20 protein-coding genes and 1 riboswitch are annotated in these 18,744 nt (G+C 69.6%); of the genes, 7 read left to right on the top strand and 13 right to left on the bottom strand.

What is annotated here, in order from left to right:
* Positions 1 to 114: 114 nt before the first annotated feature.
* On the top strand, positions 115 to 1,029 hold the full coding sequence (locus APY03_RS17745; protein WP_068678569.1) for a LysR family transcriptional regulator: 915 nt from the start codon (positions 115 to 117) through the stop codon (positions 1,027 to 1,029).
* A gap of 28 nt (positions 1,030 to 1,057) precedes the next feature.
* On the opposite strand, the gene APY03_RS17740 is transcribed toward APY03_RS17745, so the two are convergent.
* Genes APY03_RS17740 through APY03_RS17705 form a run of 8 tightly spaced genes read right to left on the bottom strand, consistent with a single transcriptional unit; the run spans position 1,058 to position 8,812 of the window.
* Entirely contained in the window at positions 1,058 to 2,062 is a 1,005-nt protein-coding gene (locus APY03_RS17740; RefSeq protein WP_068678567.1) for an aminotransferase class I/II-fold pyridoxal phosphate-dependent enzyme, read from the bottom strand.
* On the bottom strand, positions 2,059 to 3,090 hold the full coding sequence (gene cbiB, locus APY03_RS17735; RefSeq protein ID WP_068678565.1) for an adenosylcobinamide-phosphate synthase CbiB: 1,032 nt from the start codon (positions 3,088 to 3,090) through the stop codon (positions 2,059 to 2,061). The genes APY03_RS17740 and cbiB overlap by 4 nt, the downstream gene beginning before the upstream one ends.
* Before the next feature lies 1 nt (position 3,091).
* Positions 3,092 to 3,661 carry a cob(I)yrinic acid a,c-diamide adenosyltransferase gene (gene cobO, locus APY03_RS17730; protein ID WP_068678563.1) on the bottom strand — a complete coding sequence of 190 codons (570 nt, stop codon included), beginning with the start codon at positions 3,659 to 3,661 and terminating at the stop codon, positions 3,092 to 3,094.
* 19 nt (positions 3,662 to 3,680) lie between these two features.
* Positions 3,681 to 4,451 (bottom strand): ABC transporter ATP-binding protein, encoded by a 771-nt coding sequence (locus tag APY03_RS17725; protein ID WP_068678561.1) that lies wholly within the window; start codon positions 4,449 to 4,451, stop codon positions 3,681 to 3,683.
* Positions 4,448 to 5,455, bottom strand: a complete 1,008-nt coding sequence (locus APY03_RS17720; RefSeq protein ID WP_068678560.1) for a FecCD family ABC transporter permease — start codon at positions 5,453 to 5,455, stop codon at positions 4,448 to 4,450. The genes APY03_RS17725 and APY03_RS17720 overlap by 4 nt, the downstream gene beginning before the upstream one ends.
* A complete protein-coding gene (locus tag APY03_RS17715) occupies positions 5,452 to 6,360 on the bottom strand; it encodes an ABC transporter substrate-binding protein (RefSeq protein WP_068678558.1) in 909 nt (302 codons plus the stop codon). Before APY03_RS17715 ends, APY03_RS17720 begins: the two co-directional genes overlap by 4 nt.
* Positions 6,357 to 6,941 carry a bifunctional adenosylcobinamide kinase/adenosylcobinamide-phosphate guanylyltransferase gene (cobU, locus tag APY03_RS17710; RefSeq protein ID WP_232081094.1) on the bottom strand — a complete coding sequence of 195 codons (585 nt, stop codon included), beginning with the start codon at positions 6,939 to 6,941 and terminating at the stop codon, positions 6,357 to 6,359. Before cobU ends, APY03_RS17715 begins: the two co-directional genes overlap by 4 nt.
* Positions 6,923 to 8,812, bottom strand: coding sequence for a TonB-dependent receptor domain-containing protein (locus APY03_RS17705; RefSeq protein ID WP_232324316.1), 1,890 nt, complete (start codon positions 8,810 to 8,812; stop codon positions 6,923 to 6,925). The genes cobU and APY03_RS17705 overlap by 19 nt, the downstream gene beginning before the upstream one ends.
* An 80-nt stretch (positions 8,813 to 8,892) precedes the next feature.
* Positions 8,893 to 9,130, bottom strand: a riboswitch (cobalamin riboswitch).
* A 39-nt stretch (positions 9,131 to 9,169) separates the two neighbouring features.
* Here APY03_RS17705 and APY03_RS17700 point away from each other — a divergent pair.
* From APY03_RS17700 to APY03_RS17685, 4 genes are all read left to right on the top strand, one after another.
* Positions 9,170 to 9,397, top strand: coding sequence for a cell division protein ZapB (locus tag APY03_RS17700; protein ID WP_068678556.1), 228 nt, complete (start codon positions 9,170 to 9,172; stop codon positions 9,395 to 9,397).
* Positions 9,397 to 9,750 (top strand): cell division protein ZapA, encoded by a 354-nt coding sequence (locus tag APY03_RS17695; RefSeq protein ID WP_068678554.1) that lies wholly within the window; start codon positions 9,397 to 9,399, stop codon positions 9,748 to 9,750. The genes APY03_RS17700 and APY03_RS17695 overlap by 1 nt, the downstream gene beginning before the upstream one ends.
* Positions 9,751 to 10,037: 287 nt before the next feature.
* The gene (locus APY03_RS17690) at positions 10,038 to 10,853 is read left to right on the top strand and encodes a sulfite exporter TauE/SafE family protein (protein WP_068678552.1); all 816 of its coding nucleotides are present in this window, start codon (positions 10,038 to 10,040) and stop codon (positions 10,851 to 10,853) included.
* 109 nt (positions 10,854 to 10,962) lie between these two features.
* A complete protein-coding gene (locus APY03_RS17685; RefSeq protein WP_068678550.1) occupies positions 10,963 to 11,388 on the top strand; it encodes a universal stress protein in 426 nt (141 codons plus the stop codon).
* 48 nt (positions 11,389 to 11,436) lie between these two features.
* Here the strand turns inward: APY03_RS17685 and APY03_RS17680 are convergent, their stop codons facing one another.
* Complete coding sequence (locus APY03_RS17680; RefSeq protein ID WP_068678548.1) at positions 11,437 to 12,393, bottom strand: helix-turn-helix domain-containing protein; 957 nt, start codon at positions 12,391 to 12,393, stop codon at positions 11,437 to 11,439.
* A gap of 166 nt (positions 12,394 to 12,559) precedes the next feature.
* Between APY03_RS17680 and APY03_RS17675 the strand changes: the two genes are divergently transcribed.
* Together APY03_RS17675 and APY03_RS17670 are read left to right on the top strand one after the other, a co-directional pair.
* Complete coding sequence (locus APY03_RS17675; protein ID WP_068678582.1) at positions 12,560 to 13,609, top strand: carbon-nitrogen hydrolase family protein; 1,050 nt, start codon at positions 12,560 to 12,562, stop codon at positions 13,607 to 13,609.
* Between the two features lie 15 nt (positions 13,610 to 13,624).
* Positions 13,625 to 14,683, top strand: a complete 1,059-nt coding sequence (locus APY03_RS17670) for a phenylacetaldoxime dehydratase family protein (protein ID WP_068678545.1) — start codon at positions 13,625 to 13,627, stop codon at positions 14,681 to 14,683.
* Between the two features lie 2 nt (positions 14,684 to 14,685).
* On the opposite strand, the gene APY03_RS17665 is transcribed toward APY03_RS17670, so the two are convergent.
* From APY03_RS17665 to APY03_RS43985, 4 genes are all read right to left on the bottom strand, one after another.
* Positions 14,686 to 16,230, bottom strand: a complete 1,545-nt coding sequence (locus APY03_RS17665) for a malonate--CoA ligase (protein WP_068678543.1) — start codon at positions 16,228 to 16,230, stop codon at positions 14,686 to 14,688.
* Between the two features lie 12 nt (positions 16,231 to 16,242).
* The gene (locus APY03_RS17660) at positions 16,243 to 17,004 is read right to left on the bottom strand and encodes an enoyl-CoA hydratase/isomerase family protein (protein ID WP_068678541.1); all 762 of its coding nucleotides are present in this window, start codon (positions 17,002 to 17,004) and stop codon (positions 16,243 to 16,245) included.
* Positions 17,001 to 17,990, bottom strand: coding sequence for a Bug family tripartite tricarboxylate transporter substrate binding protein (locus APY03_RS17655; protein WP_068678538.1), 990 nt, complete (start codon positions 17,988 to 17,990; stop codon positions 17,001 to 17,003). The genes APY03_RS17660 and APY03_RS17655 overlap by 4 nt, the downstream gene beginning before the upstream one ends.
* Before the next feature lie 73 nt (positions 17,991 to 18,063).
* The coding region (locus APY03_RS43985; RefSeq protein ID WP_232324315.1) for a malonyl-CoA decarboxylase domain-containing protein at positions 18,064 to 18,744 on the bottom strand (681 nt) is incomplete at its 5' end.

The raw sequence follows: 18,744 nt of genomic DNA, 5'->3' as shown, positions 1-18,744 counted from the left end.
ACAGATCCGACGGCGTCGTTCATTGATCAGCATCTCCCTAACAATCGGCTAATACAGTGCATGTGAGAATCCGCCCCCGCCCGCAGTTGCGCGGGTTTTTCCCTAGGAGCACCAATGGACCAGGTCCAGGCCATGCGGATCTTTGTCCGCGTCGTGGAAGCCGGCACCTTCACCCGCGCCGCCGATTCGCTCGGGTTGCCGAAGGGCACAGTCACGAAGCAGATCCAGGCGCTGGAGTCCCGGCTTCATGTGAAGCTGCTGAACCGTACCACGCGCCGCGTGACCGTGACGCCGGACGGCGCCGCCTATTACGACCGTACCGCGCGCCTGCTGAACGACCTCGACGACATCGAGGCGAGCATGACCAACGCGCAGGCCAACCCCACGGGGCGGCTGCGCATCGACGTGGGCTCGTCCACGGCGCGGCTGATCATCCTGCCGGCGCTGCACACCTTCAGCGACCGCTACCCCGACATCCAGCTCGACCTGGGAGTGAGCGACCGTCCCGTCGACCTGATCACCGACAACGTGGACTGCGTGATCCGGGCCGGCGACCTGACCGACCAGTCGCTGGTGGCACGGCGCATCGGCACGCTGGACTTCGTGACCGTGGCCTCGGCGGCCTACGTCAAGCGCTACGGCAGGCCGGAGCACCCCTCCGACATCGAGAAGCGCCACCATGTCGTGAGCTATTTCGCGGCCGGCTCGCGCCGGATCTATCCGCATGAATTCCACAAGGACGACGAGCACATCGAGATCTCGGGCCCCTACCGCGTCTCGGTCAACGAGAGCAATGCCCACCTGGCCGCCGTGCTGGGCGGCTTCGGGCTCTCGCAGTGCATCACCTTCATGGCCGATCCGTACATCGAGAGCGGGGAACTGGTGGAACTGCTGCCGGAATGGACCCGCGCGCCCTTGCCGGTGCATGTGGTGTATCCGCCCAACCGGCACCTGAGCGCCAAGGTGCGGGTGTTCGTGGACTGGGCGGCCGACCTGTTCGCGAAGAATCCGAAGCTGCAGCGGCGCTGAGCTCGGAAGGCGCCGTCGTTCGCGCTTTTCAGGCGCCCGCGGCCTGCCAGGTGCGCGCCAGGGCCGCCTGGCTGGCTGGCGGCAGCACGGCGAGCCGCACGTGGCCCGGCAGGCCGAAGGAACGGGCATCGCGCAGTTGGATGCCGGCCTCGCGCAGGGCCGCCGAGCGCTGCGCGTACGGGACATCGAGGCGCGCGCAGAAGTAGTTCGCGATGCTGGGCAGGACAGACCAGCCCAGCGCGGCGCACAGGGCCTGCTGCTCGTGCTTCCAGCCGCGCAGCCGGTCGCGGCTGGTGGCGAGCCAGGCCTGTGTCTCGGCCAGCGTCCAGGCCTCGAGCAGCGCGACGCCGTGCGCACCCAGGGGCCAGGAAGGGGCGAGGCGGCCCAGCCGCTCGGCCATCCCGGCCGCATCGCGAGGGGCGATCGCATAGGCTGCGCGGACACCTGTCAGGCCCAGCGCCTTGTTCGGCGTCCACAACTGCCAGACGCGGTCCCGCTGCGCCGCGCCGAGGTCGAGGCGGCCTTCGAGCCGCAGGGGTTCGTAGGCCAGGTCGAGCACGCAGATGCTGGAGGCGTCCAACGCATCGACCAGGCCGGCCAGCCCGGGCTGGGCCGCGCCCAGCGGGCTGGACGGATCGCAGCACCACGCGAGCGCGGCACCTGCCGGCGATTCGGGTTCGCGCCGCACGTCGAGCCCCCAGGCCTCGGCCGCACGAAGATAGTCGCCATAGGCGTGCCGCGGCAGCCAGGCCGGTCGACCGCCCTGCTGCGCGACTGCAGCGGTGATGCGCGCGATGAATTCGCTGGCGCTCGCGGCGATCACGATGCGCTCGGCGGCGACGCCATGGAACTGCCCCAGCGTCTCGCGCAACGTGGTGTAGCGCGGGTCGGGATAACGGCTCGCATCGGCTTGCTGCAGCGCCTGCACGGCCATCGGACAGGGGCCGCAGGCGTTGGCATTGGTCGAGAAGTCGTGCGGCACGGCGCCGCGAGCATCGGGGCCGCCGTGGAAGGCTTCTTCGTCGGCGTTCATGGGGTGCGCCAAGCTGCAAGAAGGAGGAGCGCGATCGCCGCCAGGGCGGCTGTCAGCCAGACGACTCGCGCGCCCAGCGTCGCCGCGTGACCGGTGTCTGCGGCGAGGGGCTCGCAGCCTGCTGCATTCAGCACGTAGACGCCGGGCTTGGCGAGGCGCACTCCGAGCAGCAAGGCCATGGCGGCCATGGGCCAGCCGCTGTTGGGGGATGGGGTGCGGCGGGACTCGCGGGGAAGGGATCGGAGCACCCTCATCCCAACCCTCCCCCGCACGCCGGAGGGGGAGCAGGACACGATGAGCAGGAAGGCCGTGATGCGAGCGGGCAGCCATGAGAGCACGTCGTCGGCGCGTGCGGCCCACTTGCCGGCCCACTCCCAGGTGCGGCCGTGGCGCTCGCCGCGGTAGCCCCACATCGCGTCGGCTGTGTTGGCAAAGCGGTAGAGCGCGGCGCCGGGCAGGCCCAGCAGCACGAACCAGAACAGCGGCGCGACCACCGAGTCGTTGAGGTTCTCGGCCAGAGACTCGATGGCGCTTTCGCGCACCGCGCCTGCATCCAACGTCAGGACATCGCGGCTCACGAGGTGCGCGAGCCTGTTCCGGCCTTCGGCGAGCGAGCAGGCCAGCGCCGCCTCGACGGCGAGCACTTCGTCGCGCAGCATGCGCCAGGCGAGCAGAGGCTTGAGCGCAAGGCCGAGCACCAGCGCCGCAGCCCATGACGGCAGGCGGGCGGCAGCGGCGCCCAGCATTGCGGCCGCAAGCACAACGGCGGCGGCGCCGGCGCACCAGGCCAGCGCCCCGGCGGCGAAGGGTCCGCACCGGCGGCAGGCGGCATCGATCGGGGGCGCGATACGGCGGCCGGTCCAGGCGAGATAGCGGCCCATCCACACGACCGGGTGCCATCGCGCAGGAGGTTCGCCCACCATCCTGTCGACCAGCAGTGCGAAGACCAGGGCGGCGGCGTGGGCCAGCGCGGTGCTGCCCCCACCCCAGCCCTCCCCCAGCGCAGGAGGAAGCCAGAGCCAGGGCATCTCAGTCTTCGATGCCGCGCTGGGCGGGAATGCCGGCCTTGAAAGCGTGCTTGATCATCTGCATCTCGGTCACTGTGTCGGCGAGCTCGACGATCTCGGGCGGGCAGCGGCGCCCTGTCAGCACCACATGCACCTCGCGGGGGCGCGTGCGCAAGGTCTCCAGCACCGTGTCGAGCGGCAGCCAGCCGTAGATCAGCGGATACGTGATCTCGTCGAGCACGACCAGGAAGTGCCCACCCGCGAGGATCGCCGCCCTCGCCTTCTCCCAGCCCTCGCGCGCGAGCTGCGCCGAGTGCTCGAGGTCCTGGCTCTTCCAGCTGAAGCCGTCGCCCAGCCCCTCGATGGGGATGCCGAGCTGCTCGAACATGCGGTGCTCGCCGAAGCGCGCGCTCGGCACCTTCATGAACTGGAAGATCTTCACCGCCTTGCCGCGTCCGTGCGCCCGCAGCGCCAGGCCGAAGGCGGCCGTGCTCTTGCCCTTGCCGTCGCCGGTGTTGACGATCACCAGGCCGCGGCGTTCGCCCTCGGGCTTGTCGTAGGGCTTCTCGCTGGGCGGGGTTTCGATCTGCATGGGTTCTCCTTGTCGATGTTCAGTGCGGCAGGGCGATCCACTGCCCGGCCACGCGATGCACCACGACACGCCCGTCGAACACGGACTCCAGCGCCTGGTGGCTGGCTGGGTCGTCGCACCCGCCCTGGTGCAGCACGCGGCCGCCCGCCATCACCACCAGCGCATCGGCCGCGAGCGCGACGTTGAGCTCGTGCAGCACGCTGACCACGGTGCGGCCCTCGGCCACCAGTGCGCGTGCGAGCGCCATCCAGTCGGCCTGGTGCGGCGGGTCGAGGTTGGCCAGGGGCTCGTCCATCAGCAGCAGCTCGGCCTCCACCGCGAGCGCGCGCGCCAGCAGCACGCGCTGCCGCTCGCCGCCCGAGAGCTGGCCCAGCGGACGGTCGCGCCAGTCCCAGGCCTGCGTGCTGCGCAGCGCGCGCTCGACGGCCGCGCGATCGGCCTCGGTGGGCGCCGCCAGCCAGCGCTGGTGCGGCAGGCGGCCGAGCATGGCGACGTCGTAGACCATCAGGTCGTCGGCGCTGCCCTCGCCCGCCCCGCCCTGCCCCAGCCAGGACAGCCGCCGGGCACGCTCGCGGCCCGACAGGGCGCCGAGCGGCCGGCCGGCGATCCGCACCTCGCCGCGATGCGCCAGCAGCCCGGCCAGCGCCTTGAGCAGCGTGGACTTGCCTGCGCCGTTCGGGCCGACGATGCTGGTCCAGCGACCGGCTGCGAGTGCGAGGTCGATCGCATGCAGCACCTCGACGGCGCCCAGCGCGGCGCTCACTCGCTTCGCCTCCAGGGCGGCTGTCATCGCAAACTCCCCCGCGCATTGCGCCTGTGCATGAGCCACAGCAGGTAGCTGCCGCCGAGCACCGCCGTCAGCACGCCGACCGGCAGTTCCTGCGGCGCGATCAGCCAGCGCGCCAGCAAGTCCGCCGCCATCAGCAGCAGGCCGCCCATCAGGGTGGACAGCACGAGCAGCCGCGCGTGAGTGGTCTTGACGGCCGAGCGCACCAGGTGCGGCGACGCCAGCCCGACGAAGGCGATCAGCCCCGTCTGCGCCACGGCCGCGCCGGTGGCCAGCGCCAGCACCACGACCAGCGCCGCGCGCATCGCGCCCAGCGGGAGGCCCAGGCTGGCCGCGGTGGCCTCGCCGAGCGCGAGGCCGTCGAGCAGCGGCGCGAGCATCCAGCCCAGCAGCAGGCAGGCCGCGCACAGAGCACCCATCACCGCGCAGGCGCTCCAGCCGACCAGTCCGGTGCTGCCGAGGATGAAGCCTTGCAGCGCCTGCAGGATGTCGGCGGAGGCGATGGAAATCAGGTCCTTGACGGCCCCCAGCACCACGCCGACGATCACGCCCGCGAGCAAGAGCCGCAGCGTCTGCTGCACGCCGCGTGCGAGCAGCAGCGTCAGCAGCACCGCCAGCACCGCGCCCAGGAAGGCCGCGCCGGTCAGGCCCAGGCGCACCACCCATTCGGTGCTGGTCGGCGAAACGCCGAACATCGCCAGGGCCACGGCCACGCCCAGCGAGGCGCCCGAGGCGCTGCCCAGCAGGTAGGGGTCGGCCAGTGGATTGCGGAACAGCCCCTGCGCGACCGCCCCCGCGAGCCCCAGCAGCGCGCCGGCGAGCCAGGCGCCGAGCGTGCGCGGCAGGCGGATGCCCCACACGATCTGCAGCGCCACCGGGTCGTGCCGCGCCGCCAGCACGCTCTCGAAGCCGGTGCTGCCGATGCCCATGCCCAGCACGACCAGGACCGCGCCCAAGGCCAGCAATGCAATGCCCAGCGCCAGTGAGCGGCGATGCTCGCTCCTCACCCGCCGGTGCCTCCGAGCGCCTTCTCCCGCAGGCAGCGTGCCATCAGGCCCGCGGCCTCGCCCATGCGCGGGCTCGGACGCACCAGCACGTCGGACTCCTCGGCGGTGAAGCGGCAGATGCGGCCTTCGCGCACCGCGCGCATGCCCGCCCAGCCGGGCCGCTGCTCCAGCCCCTGCGCGCTGCGCGCGCCTACCATGATCAGGTCGGGATCGGCTCGCACCACGTACTCGGGATTGAGCTTGGGAAACGGCCCCAGCGCCGCCGGCACGACGTTCTTCACGCCGAGCCGCGCGAGCGTCTCGCCGATGAAGGAGCTCTCGCTTGCCGCGTAGGGCGCATTGTTGACCTCGAAGTACACGCGGGTGCGCGAGATGCCGGCCGGCAGCGACCGCGCCGCGGCCGAGACGCTGGCATCGATGGCCTGCCACGCCCGCTGCGCATCGTCGCTGCCCAGCACCCGGTCCAGCGTATCCAGCACGCGCCGCACATCCGCATGGCTGCGGGGCTCGAGCACCAGCACCTTGAGGCCCAGCGCCTCCAGCCGCTGGGCGACGCGCGAGGAGGCGGCGAGCAGCACCACATCGGGCTTCAGTGCCACGATGGCCTCGACGTTGGGGTCGATGCCGCCTCCGAGCTGCGGCAGCGCGCGCACCTGCTGGGGCCAGTTGGAATAGCGGTCGACGCCGACCAGCCGGTCGCAGGCGCCCAGCGTGCAGACCGACTCGGTCAGCGAGGGCAGCAGCGCCACGATGCGCTGCGGCGGCCGCGGCAGCTCCACGCGCACGCCGCGCTCGTCGGTCACGACCACCGCATGGGCTGCGAACGTGCACAGGGCCAGCAGGCCGGCAAGCAGAGGCCTGGTGAACGCGCTACCTGGAGCCTTCGGAGCGTCCGTGCGCCTCATGCAGGTTCCTTCAAGCCGAGCGGCAGGCCGGCCGCCATCAGTGTCACGCGCTCGCAGGCGGCGGCAACCTGCTGGTTGAGCCGGCCCAGCGCGTCGACGAAGGCGCGCGCCTCCCGGCCCATGGGTATCACGCCGAGGCCGATCTCGTTGCTCACCAGCAGCACCGGCCCGCGGGCATGGTGCAGCGCGTGCAGCAGCGCCATCTCGGCGGTAGCGGCGCAGGGCGGTGCCGCGCCGGCGGCTTCGGCGGGCATCAGCAGGTTGGTCAGCCACAGCGTCATGCAGTCGACCAGCACCAGCGTGCCGGGCTCGGTGTGGCGTGCCACGGCGGGCCCGAGCTGGACCGGCTCTTCCACCGTGACGAGCCCGGGCACGCGCTGCGCCCGGTCGGCCCGGTGGCGCGCGATGCGCTCGCGCATCTCCTCGTCGTGCGCGGTCCCGGTCGCGATCAGCACGGCGCGGTGCGCCGGATCGCGCGCCAGCCATTCGGCCGCGCGCAACTCGGCGTGGCGCGACTTGCCGCTGCGCTGGCCGCCCAGGACCAGCTCGCGCGTCTCGCGGTTCAGGACTTCGGTTGCCACCGCAGCGTCAGGTAGAGCGCGCGTCCGCGCTGGTTGTAGCCATGGACGGTCTCGTAGTTCACGTCGTTGAGGTTGGTGATTCGGCCTTGCACGGCCCAGTCCTTCGACACCTTGTACTCGCCGTAGAGGTCCACGGTGGTGAAGCTGCCAAGCCGGATGGTATTGCGCGAGTCGTCGAAACGCCGGCCCACGTGCAGGGCCGAGGCGCCGAACTTCCAGGGACCGACCGCGTAGTCGACGCCGAGCGAGGCCTGGTTCTTCGCGCGGCGCGGCAACTGCGCGCCGGTGAGCTCGTTGCGCGGGTCGAGCGAATCGACGCTCGCGTGCACCGTCCAGGGTCCGAACTGGCCGTCGTACCCCAGCGTCCAGCCCTCTATGCGCGCGCGCGGCACGTTCTCGGGGCGCGTGGTGCTGGTGATGAAGCCGCGGATCTTGTTGTCGTAGCGCACCAGCTTCACGCTGTGGCCGTCCTGGCTCCAGGTGATGCCGATGTCGGTGTTCCTGCCTTCCTCCGGCTGCAGCGCAGGGTTGCCGAAGTCCGGGTAGTAGAGCTGGTTGAACGAAGGCGCGACGAAGCTGGTGCCGTGCGACGCATGAATCCGCCAGCTCGGCGAGATGCGGTACCCATAGCCCGCGAACCAGGTGTCGCTGTCGCCGAACTGCGAGTTCCGGTCGTGCCGCGCATTGAGCTGCCAGCTGTGCTTGCCGGCATTTCCGTTGAGGCCGACGAAGGCCGAGTCGATGTCGCGATCGGTGACGGTATACCGCGTGTCGCTGTTCACCTCCTGCGTGCGGCGCTCCAGCCCGGCCAGCACCGTGCCGATCGGCGTCGCGATGTCGTTTTGCCAGAGGTACTCCTTCTGCGTCGTCTCGAAAAGGCCCGGCATGTTGAAGGGGCTCGCGACGATGTTGCGCGCGTAGTCGCGGCTCTGCGCATAGCGCAGCTGCGTCTTCCAGGCCGAGGTCACCATGCCGCTCGCGCCGATGTAGGCGGTCTGCGTGCTCACCCGGCTGCGCGTGTCGCGCTCCGGGCCGTCGTCGTAGTGGTTGATGCCTTCCGAATACAGCAGCCCGCTGTCGATCTTCCACTCGGGATTGATCTGGAAGCCCAGAGAGGCGTTGAGCGCGCTTTGCGAGAAGGGATCGCGGTCGGGGTTGAAGTTGCCGAAGGGCACCCTGCGGTTGGTCGAGGAGAAGCCCTTGTCGAGCGTGCGCTGCGCGTCGAGCGAATAGGTCAAAGGCCCCGAGGCGCCGCTGAAGCCGCCGGTGATCTGCTTGTAGCCTTCGCTGCCGAGAGTGGTCGATGCGCGCGGGCTGAACAGCGGATCACCCGCCTTGCCCTTGCGCGTGAAGATCTGCACCACGCCGCCGACGCCGTCGCTGCCGTACAGCGCCGAAGCCGGGCCCTTGACCACCTCGATGCGATCGATCATGTCGACCGGGATGTTCTCCCATGCCGCCGTGCCGAGCGTGGCCGAGCCATAGCGCACGCCATCGATCAGGAGCAGGGTGTGACGCGCCTCGGAGCCACGGATGAACACGCTGCTGGCCTTGCCGGGGCCGCCGTTGGCCGCGATCTGCACGCCGGCAACGCGCGCCAGGATCTCGGGCAGCGTGCGGCTGGCCTGCTGCTCGATTTCCGCGCGGTCGATCACGACGGTGTCGGACAGCAGTTCGTCGGCACGCATGGGGGTGCGGCTGGCGGTCACGACCGTCTCGGCGAGCGCCCGAGTGCCTTGAGCGAGCGCGGGATCGCAAGCCAGGCCGCCGAGGGCCGCCGCGATCGGCAAGGCGAGTATGCGCGGCCCCGGGAGAGGACGCGACGAGGCGCGACCATCGGCACGCGCGGAAAAAACGCTGGAAGTCATCATGGAAATACACAAGAGATCAATGCCCGTCACCGGCTTCCCCGCCGGTGCTTGGACGTCATGGCTGCCGTCTGCTCGCGCATGCGGCAGCCGCCTCGTTGGCCGGTATCCGGGCTGACAGCACGCCCCCGCCGCCTTCCCAGGCACCTGTTTCAGGGCGCCCAGTGGCTTCTTGACGAGGGTGGCACCGAGGGGTGCCGGCTGTTTGACCGTTGCGGGGGCAGCGCAGGCTGGCTGGGCCCTGAGGGGCTTCGACTCCTGCTTCCCGTTGAACTGCGCCGCGTGAACCACGGCGCGAGCACCAACGCGCCGGATTTTATGTGTAAACGCCGGCTTGGCCGGAAACTACAATCGCCCCCCATGCCTGCACCGAGCCGTATTGATCAGATCGCCGAGCGCGTCGAACGTTTGCTTGTGCGCCACGAAGAGGTGCAGAGAACCAATGCGCTGCTGCAAGAGCAGGTGAACACGCTCACGCGTGAACGCGACGCGCTCAAGTCGCGCCTGGCCGCGGCGCGCAGCCGGCTCGATGCGCTGCTCGAGCAGCTGCCGGCCGACCCCTCCCAAGACGCCTCCTCCTCCAACTGATGAAACAAGTCGAAGTGCAGATCATGGGCCAGAGCTACCTGCTCGGCTGCCCCGAAGGCGGCGAGCAGCAGCTGCGCGAGGCGGTCGAACGGGTCGATGCCGCGATGTGCAAGATCCGCGACGCGGGCAAGGTCAAGGCGCGTGACCGCATCGCGGTGCTGGCATCCCTCAACCTGGCCTTCGACCTGGCCCAGCGCGAGGCCTCGCTTGCGGCAGCGGTGGCGCCCGTGCCACCGTCCCCACCGCCCACGCCAGCTGCGGCCGCGGGCGCCAGCGACGTCGACGACTCCCGTGCCGCGCAGTTGATCCAGCGCCTCGATCAAGCCCTCGCCGGCGACGGTCATTTGCTCTGAGGCGCACCCGCTGGCCCGGCGGCGGGCGTAAAATCCGCTTCGTCTGCGGTGTGCGTCGGGCTCTATATGTCCTTGTTCCAATGCTCTACGGAGCAGGGCTTGGTATATCGCTTGGCGGGTGTGATCATCTCGCGTCAGATGAACCCGAAGCCTCGCTGCCCTCGCCCACCTGAACCCCGGTTCAGGATGCGAGTCCGGCCCCACTCGCAGACACCTTTTCTCGACGGCCACGGCCCCGCTCTCGGGGCCGTGGTTTTTTTAAGCCCTGAAAGACCAAGACTTCCCCCATGACGCTCGCCCCCCTGCTGGTTGCCGAACTCGCCGTGCTCGGCATCGGCACCGGCTTCCTCGCCGGTCTGCTGGGTATCGGAGGCGGCATGCTGATGGTGCCCTTCATCACCATCATCCTCGGCCACCGGGGGGTCCCGGCCGACCTGGCGGTGAAGATGGCGATCGCGACCTCGATGGCCACCATCATCTTCACCTCCATCTCGAGCGTGCGCGCGCACCACAAGCGAGGGGCCGTGCGCTGGGACATCGCCCGGCGGCTTGCACCGGGCATCGTGGTCGGCAGCCTGGTCGGCAGCCTCGGCGTGTTCGCGCTGCTCAAGGGCCAGGCGCTGGCGGTTTTCTTCGCACTCTTCGTCGGCTTCTCGGCCACGCAGATGTTCCTCGACAAGAAGCCCAAGCCCACGCGGCAGCTGCCGGGCACCGGCGGCCAGCTTGCGGCCGGCGGCGTGATCGGCTTCATCTCGGGCCTGGTGGGCGCAGGGGGCGGCTTCATCAGCGTGCCGTTCATGACCTGGTGCAACATCGCGATCCACAATGCGGTTGCGACCAGCGCGGCCCTTGGCTTCCCCATTGCTGTGGCCAATGTGGCGGGCTACGTGGCGAGCGGCCAATCGGTGCAGGGCCTGCCCGAGGGTTCGGTCGGCTACATCTGGCTGCCCGCGCTGGCCGTGATCGCGATTTCCAGCTTCCTCGTCGCCCCGCTCGGCGCCAAGGCCGCGCACAGCCTGCCCGTGTCGAAGCTGAAGCGCGTGTTCGCGAGCATCCTGTACGTGCTGGCCGCCTACATGCTCTGGAAGGGCCTGCGCGGCTGAGCGCAAATCCCTGCATACGATCGGCTTCTCTGTACGCGCGAGGCGCCTCGCCGTATAACCCTGGCATGCGGCGACTGGCCGCAGGATGCTAAAAATTGAGAGGCTGTGCATGAAGATCCTGGTCGCCGTCGACGGCAGTCCCCATACCCAGAAGGCACTCGACTACCTGATCGCCCACCGCGCCATGTTCGTCGAGGGCAATGAACTCGTCATGGTGCACGTGTGCACCGGCGTACCCGGACACGTGGCACGCCACCTGAGCCGCGACGTGCTCGCGGACTACTACACCGAGGAAAACGCCAAGGTGCTCGAGCCCGTCAAGGCATTCCTCGAGAAGCAGGGCGTCACGAATTTCCAGACGAAGGGATGCCATGGCCATGCGGCCGAGGAAATCCTCAAGGCCGCAGCCGAGGCCCGCGTCGAGCTGGTCGTGATGGGTACGCACGGCCACGGCATCCTCGGCCGCGCGCTCATGGGCTCGGTGGCGACCAAGGTCGTCTCGGAGACCGACATCTCGGTGCTGCTGGTCCAGTAGCACCCCGCCCTCGCCGCCGGGAGGTCCGCGAGGGGTCGGGCAAACCTACTAGTGCCGCAACCGCCACTCGCGCGGCGAACAACCGAAGCGATCGCGAAACACGCGGCTGAAATGCGCTGCGTCGTTGAAGCCGCGGCCGAAGGCGATGTCGCTGACCGTGCGGCCGGCGAGGCGCGGCTCCCGCAGGTCGCGGCTGCAGGCTTCCAGCCTGCGCTCCCAGATGTACTGCGCGGGCGTGAGCGGCTCGCTCCTGAACACGCGGTGGATCTGGCTGACAGAAAGGCCGAGCTCCGCCGCCAGGCTGCTCACCGACAGCGCCGGATCGGCCAGTTGCTCGTCGATGCACCGCTTGATGCGCGCAAGGTGATAGGCCGCGAGATGGCTCAGCCCCGGCGAGCGCGCGGCGGGCAGCGTCTGCAGCCCGGCCACCAGGATGCTGAGAACGCCATTCGCGACTGCCAATGCCGACGCGGGCTGCAGCGCATCGATGTCCTCGCGCAAGGTGCGGATCATGCTGATCAGCAAATGGCCGGCACCTTCGCGCCCCGACACGGTAGTGGCCGTGAGTGCCTCGGTCTGGCGCAGCTCGCTGCGCAGGCGCTCGCCCGGCAACTTGAGCACGATCTGCTCGAAGGCTTCGTCGAAGAGCAGCTGGTAGGGCCGCGTGCTGTCGTAGAGCGCGAAGTCGCCGACCGCCAGTACGGCGTCGCGCCCGTCCTGCCGCACCACCCCGCGGCCTGCCGTCTGGATGCCGACCAGGAAATAGTCGTCCGTCGAGCGCGCGATGTGGCCGGGCGTGCGCATCACGCTTTGGGCGCCGGAGTTCACCACCGACACGTCCAGGCTGGGCAAGGTATGGCGGCGAATGCTGCCGGTGAAGTCACCGGCCGGGCGCTCGCGCACCGGATCACATCCGAGCTGCACGTAGACGTTGCAGATCATGTCGGTCCAGTATGCAAGGCGCTGGTCGCGGGGGACGGCATCGGTGCTGAACAACTGGGTCATGGGGGTCTCCCGGAGGCAGCGCGCAACGCAGGGACAAGAACGCCGCGAGATCCGGACAAGATGAAGGGCGGGGTCGAACTTACGCTTCAAGCAACCCGCATGCCACCGCGCAAACCCGATGCGCGCAACGCGTGCGGCCTTCTTCCTTCACCCTCCGGAGCCCGCCATGGCCAGCAAGACCCACCCCCGACTTCGCGTCGCCGCCGTCCAGGCAGCGCCCGTGTTCCTCGATCTCGACGGCACCCTCGACAAGACCGTCGACCTGATCGCCCAGGCGGCGGCCCAAGGCGTGCAGCTGATCGCATTTCCGGAGACCTGGGCACCGGGCTATCCCTGGTGGATCTGGCTCGACTCGCCGGCCTGGGGCATGCAGTTCGTTCAGCGCTATCACGACAATTCGCTGGTCGTCGGCTCACCCGAGTTCGACCGCGTCCGTGAGGCCGCGCGCAAGCACGGAGTCTGGGTCTCGCTCGGCTACAGCGAAAAGGCGGGCGGCAGCCTCTACATCGCCCAGGCTTTGATCGACGATCAGGGCCAGACGGTGCAGACCCGCCGCAAGCTCAAGCCCACGCACGTGGAGCGCACGGTGTTCGGCGAGGGTGATGGCTCCGACCTCACCGTGTGCGAGACGGCGATCGGCAACATCGGATCTCTTTCGTGCTGGGAGCATCTGCAGCCGCTCAGCAAGTATGCGATGTATGCGCAGAACGAGCAGATCCACTGCGCCGCCTGGCCCAGCTTCTCTCTGTATCGGGGCGCGGCCTACGCGCTCGGCGCCGAGGTCAACAACGCCGCCAGCCAGGTCTATGCGGCCGAAGGCCAGTGCTTCGTGATCGCGCCCTGCGCCACCGTCTCCCAAGCCATGAGCGACATGCTGTGCACCGACCCCGGCAAGCAGCAGATGCTGCGGGTGGGCGGCGGCTTCGCGCGCATCTATGGACCCGATGGGGCCCCGTTGGGCACGCCGCTTGCCGAGGACCAGGAAGGGCTGGTGATGGCCGACATCGATCTCGGCATGATCTCGCTTGCCAAGGCGGCCGGCGACCCGAGCGGCCACTATGCGCGGCCAGACGTCACGCAGCTGCTGCTCAACAAGGCACGCCGCGAGCCGGTGGTGTTCCAGCGGCAGCCGGAGGTGGAAGCTGGGGCGTTCGAGGCCCTGGTAGCCAAGCCCGCCCCCGCAGCCGGCAGCGTGCAGTTGCCGCTGGCCGCCTGAGCCGCGGGGTCGCTCATGGAATCCGCCATCGCCCAAGCCCTGAGATGCCCGCGCACGCGGCATCGACGCATCGAGGACGACTACGTCCCGCCCTACCCTGCCTGGTCGGCACGCGCCTCGGGCGCAGTGACCCAGGTGGTCATGGGCTACTTCGGCGTGCAATCGCGCGGTGCCGCGATGCAGGGCCGTGCCTGCGCCGCATTGTCCGGAATCGCGCGCAGCTTCGGCCTGGCCGACGGGCCGGGGCACCATGACCTCGCGCACTTCGTCGATGCGGACGGCTTCGACAACATGGTCGCCATCGCCTACTGGGACGATCCCGCGAGCTTTGCACGATGGTGCGCCACGCCCGAGATCGACAACTGGTGGCACTCCGACCATCGGCTGGGCGAAGGCATCGGCTACTTCCGCGAGATCGTCTCGCCGCGTGTCGCCCACTACGAGACGCTCTTCAACACGCCCGATCGCTTCGAGGGCATCGGTGCCGTGATGGGCAGTGCCAGCGGCGAGATCCAGGAGCATGCCTACTGGGGATCGATGCGCGATCGCATCCCGCTGTCGCAGACCGACGCCATGGTGCCTTCGGGCGCACGCACCGTTGTCGCGCAGGCCGCAGAGCCGGGCCGGCAAGTGCGCGTGGCTGGCCATGAGCATCTCGCGATGATCCGCTCCGGCCAGGAGTGGGCCGACACCCGTGGCCATGAACGCACGCTCTATCTCGGCGAGATGGAGCCCGTGCTGCGCGAGGGCATGGATTTCCTGCGCGACCAGGGCCTGGGCATCGGCTGCTACAGCAACCGCTACATGCGCCACCTCGATGCGGCGGGCGCGCCACTCGAGAAATCCTTCGGCCTGAGCTTCTGGCGCTCGCTCGCCGACATGGAGCGCTGGGCCGAATCGCACCCCACGCACGTGGCAATCTTCGGCGGCTTCATGCGGTATGTGCAGGCGCTGAACTTTCAGCTGCAACTGCGCGTGTACCACGAGGTGGCGGTGTTGAAGGCGGACGAACAGCGCTACGAGTACATCAACTGCCACCCGCGCACCGGCCTGCTGAACGGCCTGGCCGCCTGACGCTACGCGACCTCGAAAAGCCCCTTGTGCTGCTCCCGCAGCAGCGCCTTCTGCACCTTGCCCATGGTGTTGCGCGGGAGCTCGGGCACGATGAAGCAGCGCTTGGGAATCTTGAAATTCGCCAGCCTGGCCTTGAGCTCGGCGACGATCGCTTCGCCGTCGAGCGCCGCACCGGGCTTGGGCGTGACGATGGCGACGCCTACCTCGCCGAAGTCCGGATGCGGCACGCCGATCACGGCGCTCTCGGCAACGCCAGGCATGTCGTTGATGTAGCCCTCGATCTCGGCCGGGTAGACGTTGTAGCCGCCGCTGATGATCAGGTCCTTGCTGCGCCCCACGATGGTCACGTAGCCCAGGCTGTCGATCCGGCCTACGTCGCCCGTCTTGAAGAAGCCATCAGCGGTGAACTCCTCCTTGGTCTTCTCGGGCATGCGCCAGTAGCCCGCGAACACGTTGGGCCCCGCCACCTCGATGTGCCCGACCTCGCCGGTGGGGCAAGGCTGGCCCGCGTCATCCCGCACGCGCAGCTGAACGCCCGGCAGCGGAAAGCCCACCGTGCCGCCGCGCCGCTCGCCCTGTACCGCGCTGTAGGGGTTGGACGTGAGCATCACGGTCTCGCTCATGCCGTAGCGCTCGAGGATGGTGTGGCCCGTGCGCTCGCGCCAGGCCTCGAAGGTCTCGAGCAGCAGCGGAGCGGAGCCGGAAATGAAGAGCCGCATGCCGTTGCACGCCTCGCGCGTGAGCGTGGGCTCGGCCAGCATGCGCGTGTACAGCGTGGGCACGCCCATGAACACCGTCGCATCGGGCAGCCGGGCCACCACGCGCTTCGGGTCGAAGCGGTTGAGCCAGATCATCCGGCTGCCGCTGATCAGCGCGCCGTGGATGGCGACGAAGAGGCCGTGCACGTGGAAGATGGGCAGCGCATGGACCAGCACGTCGGCGCCCGGCCGCCAGCCCCAGTAGTCCTTCAGCACCTCGGCGTTCGACCGCAGGTTGCGGTGCGTGAGCATCGCGCCCTTGCTGCGCCCGGTGGTGCCGCTGGTGTAGAGGATCGCCGCCAGGTCGTCGGGCTTCTTCTGCGCCACCCGGTGCTGGTCACTGCACTGCGCCGCAACCTCGAGCAGCGTGCCCTTGCGGTCGTCGTCGAGCGTGAACACGTGCTGCGTGCCGGCCGCGGTGGCCAGGGGCGCCACCCAGCCGGCGTTGGCGCTGCTGCACACCACCACGGCGGGCTCGGCGTTGCCGAGGAAGTAGGCGATCTCGGCCTCGCGGTAGGCGGTATTGAGCGGCAGGAACACGTAGCCCGCGCGCAGGGTCGCGAGGTAGAGCATCATGGCCTCGACCGACTTCTCGACCTGAACCGCGACGCGGTCGCCGGCCTTCAGGCCCATCGCATCGAGCAGGTTGGCGAGCATCGCGCTCGCGCGTTCCAGGTCGCGCCAGGAGTAGTACAGGCCGTCGTCGGTCTCGACCGCGATGGCATCGAGGTCCGAGGGGAAGGCCGCACGCAGCGCAGCGAAGAGGTTGGCGTTGGTCGGGTCGGTCATGTCATCGGACGTTCAAAAGACGGGCGGGCGCTTGGCGAGAAAGGCAGCGATGCCCTCGCGGTGCTCGGGCGAATCAGCATACTCGTAGGCGGTGGCAAGCAGGCTCTCAACGGAGACCGCCCTCAGCGTGCGCTTGTTGGCGCGGGCGGCCTGGGGCGCCAGCCCGGCAATGCGCAGGGCATGCGCCAGCGCCTTCGGGGCAACCTCCGCATCGGGCAGCACGGCCAGCAGGAAGCCGGCACCGCAGAGGCGCTGCGCGCCGTGCACGCTTGCGGCCAGCAGCATGTCGCGCGCCAGCGAGTCGCCGACGGCGCCGCGCACCAGGGCCGCCTCGCGCGGCGCCATCGGGAAGCCCAGCTTCGCGATCGGGGCACCGAACTTCGCGCCCTGGCCGGCGAGGCGGATGTCGCAGCAGCTCGCAATCTCCAGGCCTGCGCCCATGCAGGCGCCCTCGATCTGCGCGACCAGCGGCAGCTCGCAGGCCAGCATGGCCGCCAGCGCGGCCCAGACCTCGTTCTCGTGGAATTCGCGCAGCGAGGCTTCGTCGAAGCGGAAGGAAGGGTACTCGGAGATGTCGCCGCCGGCGCAGAACTGGCCCTCCTCGCCGCGCACGACCACGCAGCGCAGCGAGCCGTCGCGGGCCAGCGCCTGGTCGAACACCGCACGCAGCTCGCGCCACATCGCGCGCGACATCGCGTTGAGCCGCCCCGGATTCGCGAGCGTGACGAAGGCGACCGGGCCCTCGCGCTCCAGCCTGACGGCCCCCTGCTTCATTCGATCTTCGCGCCCGAGGCCTTGACCACCCCGGCCCAGCGCTTGATCTCGGCGCTCACGAAGCCGCCGTAGGCCGTGGTGACGAGGTTCGGGATCTCGGCGCCGTTGCTGGCCCAGATCGCCTTGAGCTCGTCGGTGGCCAGCGCCTTGCGCATGTCCTCCACGATCCTGGTTTGCACCTCGGCCGGCGTGCCCTTGGGCGCCCACAGGCCGTACCAGGTGGTGACGGTGTAGTCCGGCAGCCCCACCTCGGTTGCGCTCGGTACGTCGGGGAAGGCGGGATTGCGCTTGCCGCCGGCCATCATCAGCGCCTTGATGCGCCCGGCCTTGATGTGCTGCGCGGAAGAGCCCAGGCCATCGAACATGCAGTCGACATTGCCGGCAATCAGGTCCTGCAGCGCCGGCCCCGCGCCGCGGTAAGGGATGTGGGTGATAAAGGTGTTGGTCTGCAGCTTGAACAGCTCGCCAGCCAGGTGGTGCGAGGTGCCCGCGCCCGCCGAGGCGTAGTTCAGCTTGCCCGGATTCCCCTTGGCCTCGGCGACGAATTCCTTCAACGTCGTGGCCGAGACGCGCTTGGGATTGATCACCACCACCTGCGGCACGCTCGCCAGGAGCATCAGCGGCACGAAGTCCTTCTCGATGTCGTATTCCAGCCGGGGATAGACCGACGGCGCGATCGCGTGGTGCACGGCGCCCATGAAGAGCGTGTAGCCGTCGGGCTGCGCTTTGGACGCGATGCTCGCGCCCAGGGTGCCGCCGGCGCCGCCGCGGTTATCGATCACCAGCGACTGGCCGGCGACTTTCGAGAACTGGGCCGCGAGCGGCCGCGCGAAGGCATCGGTGCCCCCGCCCGCGGGAAACGGCACCACCAGCGTCACCGGCTTGGCCGGCCAGGCCGATTGCCCGTACGCGGCCCCGCCGAGCGTGACGGCGGCACCCGCCGCGGCCAGGCGCAGGACGTCGCGCCGCTGAAAGGTTGAGCTCATTGCTGTGTCTCCTGTGTTTTGGACTGCGAATGCGCCGGGGCCCACGGCGCGCCACTGTTGGCCCCTCCAGGGATCAACCCTTGAGAAAGAGATCGTCCACTTCGCCCGACACCGCCACCTTGCCCTGCGCGAGCAGGGCGCGGTGCTTGTCGAGCCGCTTGAGATCGTAGAGGTAGTTGACCATGAGTCCGTAGGATTGCTTCAGGCCCTTGGGCGACGGGTCGCCGGCCCAGTTGAGGCGCTCCACGCGCGCACCGTTGCCCAGGTGGAAGCGCGCCACCGGATCGACCGGCTGGCCCTCGGCCGTTGCGCGGCCCAGGTACTCGGCGGCGGCATTCAACAGCAGCTGCCGCACGGGCGACCTGGCGTCGAGCGCACTCGTGTCTTCCGCTGCGGCGAGCACGCGCTCGGCCGTGGGCGGCAGCGAGCCGACCACGCGGCCAAGCTCGGTCTGGCGCTTCTCATCCAGGCGCGTGAGCAGCGCACCTGCATTCTTCGACAGCCAGCCGCGAAAGCCCGGGATCGGCGACAGCGTGGCGAAGGTCTTCAGGCGCGGCAGCTCGGCCTGCAGCGTCTCGACCACCCGCTTGATCAGCGAATCGCCGAAGCTCACGCCGCGCAGGCCGTCCTGCGTGTTGCTGATCGAATAGAAGATGGCAGTGGTGGCGCGATCGGCCTTGCCCGGCGCGGCCGCCTCGTCGAGCAGCGGCACGATGCCCTCGCTGATGTGGTCGACCAAGGCCACCTCGACGAA

This window comes from Variovorax sp. WDL1 (assembly GCF_001541225.1).
Classification (GTDB): Bacteria; Pseudomonadota; Gammaproteobacteria; order Burkholderiales; family Burkholderiaceae_C; genus Variovorax.
The sequence above is the reverse complement of the archived record's forward strand: the minus strand, read 5'-3'. Positions and strand labels throughout refer to the sequence as shown.

Bases quoted from the DNA above. Each gene is read 5' to 3' on its own strand.
- APY03_RS17690 (WP_068678552.1), top strand. From the start codon at position 10,038: ATGACGCTCGCCCCCCTGCTGGTTGCCGAACTCGCCGTGCTCGGCATC.
- APY03_RS17725 (WP_068678561.1), bottom strand. From the start codon at position 4,451: ATGACAGCCGCCCTGGAGGCGAAGCGAGTGAGCGCCGCGCTGGGCGCC.
- APY03_RS17680 (WP_068678548.1), bottom strand. From the start codon at position 12,393: ATGACCCAGTTGTTCAGCACCGATGCCGTCCCCCGCGACCAGCGCCTT.
- APY03_RS17670 (WP_068678545.1), top strand. From the start codon at position 13,625: ATGGAATCCGCCATCGCCCAAGCCCTGAGATGCCCGCGCACGCGGCAT.
- APY03_RS17705 (WP_232324316.1), bottom strand. From the start codon at position 8,812: ATGATGACTTCCAGCGTTTTTTCCGCGCGTGCCGATGGTCGCGCCTCG.
- APY03_RS17665 (WP_068678543.1), bottom strand. From the start codon at position 16,230: ATGACCGACCCGACCAACGCCAACCTCTTCGCTGCGCTGCGTGCGGCC.
- APY03_RS17745 (WP_068678569.1), top strand. From the start codon at position 115: ATGGACCAGGTCCAGGCCATGCGGATCTTTGTCCGCGTCGTGGAAGCC.
- APY03_RS17660 (WP_068678541.1), bottom strand. From the start codon at position 17,004: ATGAAGCAGGGGGCCGTCAGGCTGGAGCGCGAGGGCCCGGTCGCCTTC.
- APY03_RS17695 (WP_068678554.1), top strand. From the start codon at position 9,397: ATGAAACAAGTCGAAGTGCAGATCATGGGCCAGAGCTACCTGCTCGGC.
- APY03_RS17700 (WP_068678556.1), top strand. From the start codon at position 9,170: ATGCCTGCACCGAGCCGTATTGATCAGATCGCCGAGCGCGTCGAACGT.
- APY03_RS17655 (WP_068678538.1), bottom strand. From the start codon at position 17,990: ATGAGCTCAACCTTTCAGCGGCGCGACGTCCTGCGCCTGGCCGCGGCG.
- APY03_RS17685 (WP_068678550.1), top strand. From the start codon at position 10,963: ATGAAGATCCTGGTCGCCGTCGACGGCAGTCCCCATACCCAGAAGGCA.
- cobO (WP_068678563.1), bottom strand. From the start codon at position 3,661: ATGCAGATCGAAACCCCGCCCAGCGAGAAGCCCTACGACAAGCCCGAG.
- APY03_RS17715 (WP_068678558.1), bottom strand. From the start codon at position 6,360: ATGAGGCGCACGGACGCTCCGAAGGCTCCAGGTAGCGCGTTCACCAGG.
- APY03_RS17740 (WP_068678567.1), bottom strand. From the start codon at position 2,062: ATGAACGCCGACGAAGAAGCCTTCCACGGCGGCCCCGATGCTCGCGGC.
- APY03_RS17675 (WP_068678582.1), top strand. From the start codon at position 12,560: ATGGCCAGCAAGACCCACCCCCGACTTCGCGTCGCCGCCGTCCAGGCA.
- cbiB (WP_068678565.1), bottom strand. From the start codon at position 3,090: ATGCCCTGGCTCTGGCTTCCTCCTGCGCTGGGGGAGGGCTGGGGTGGG.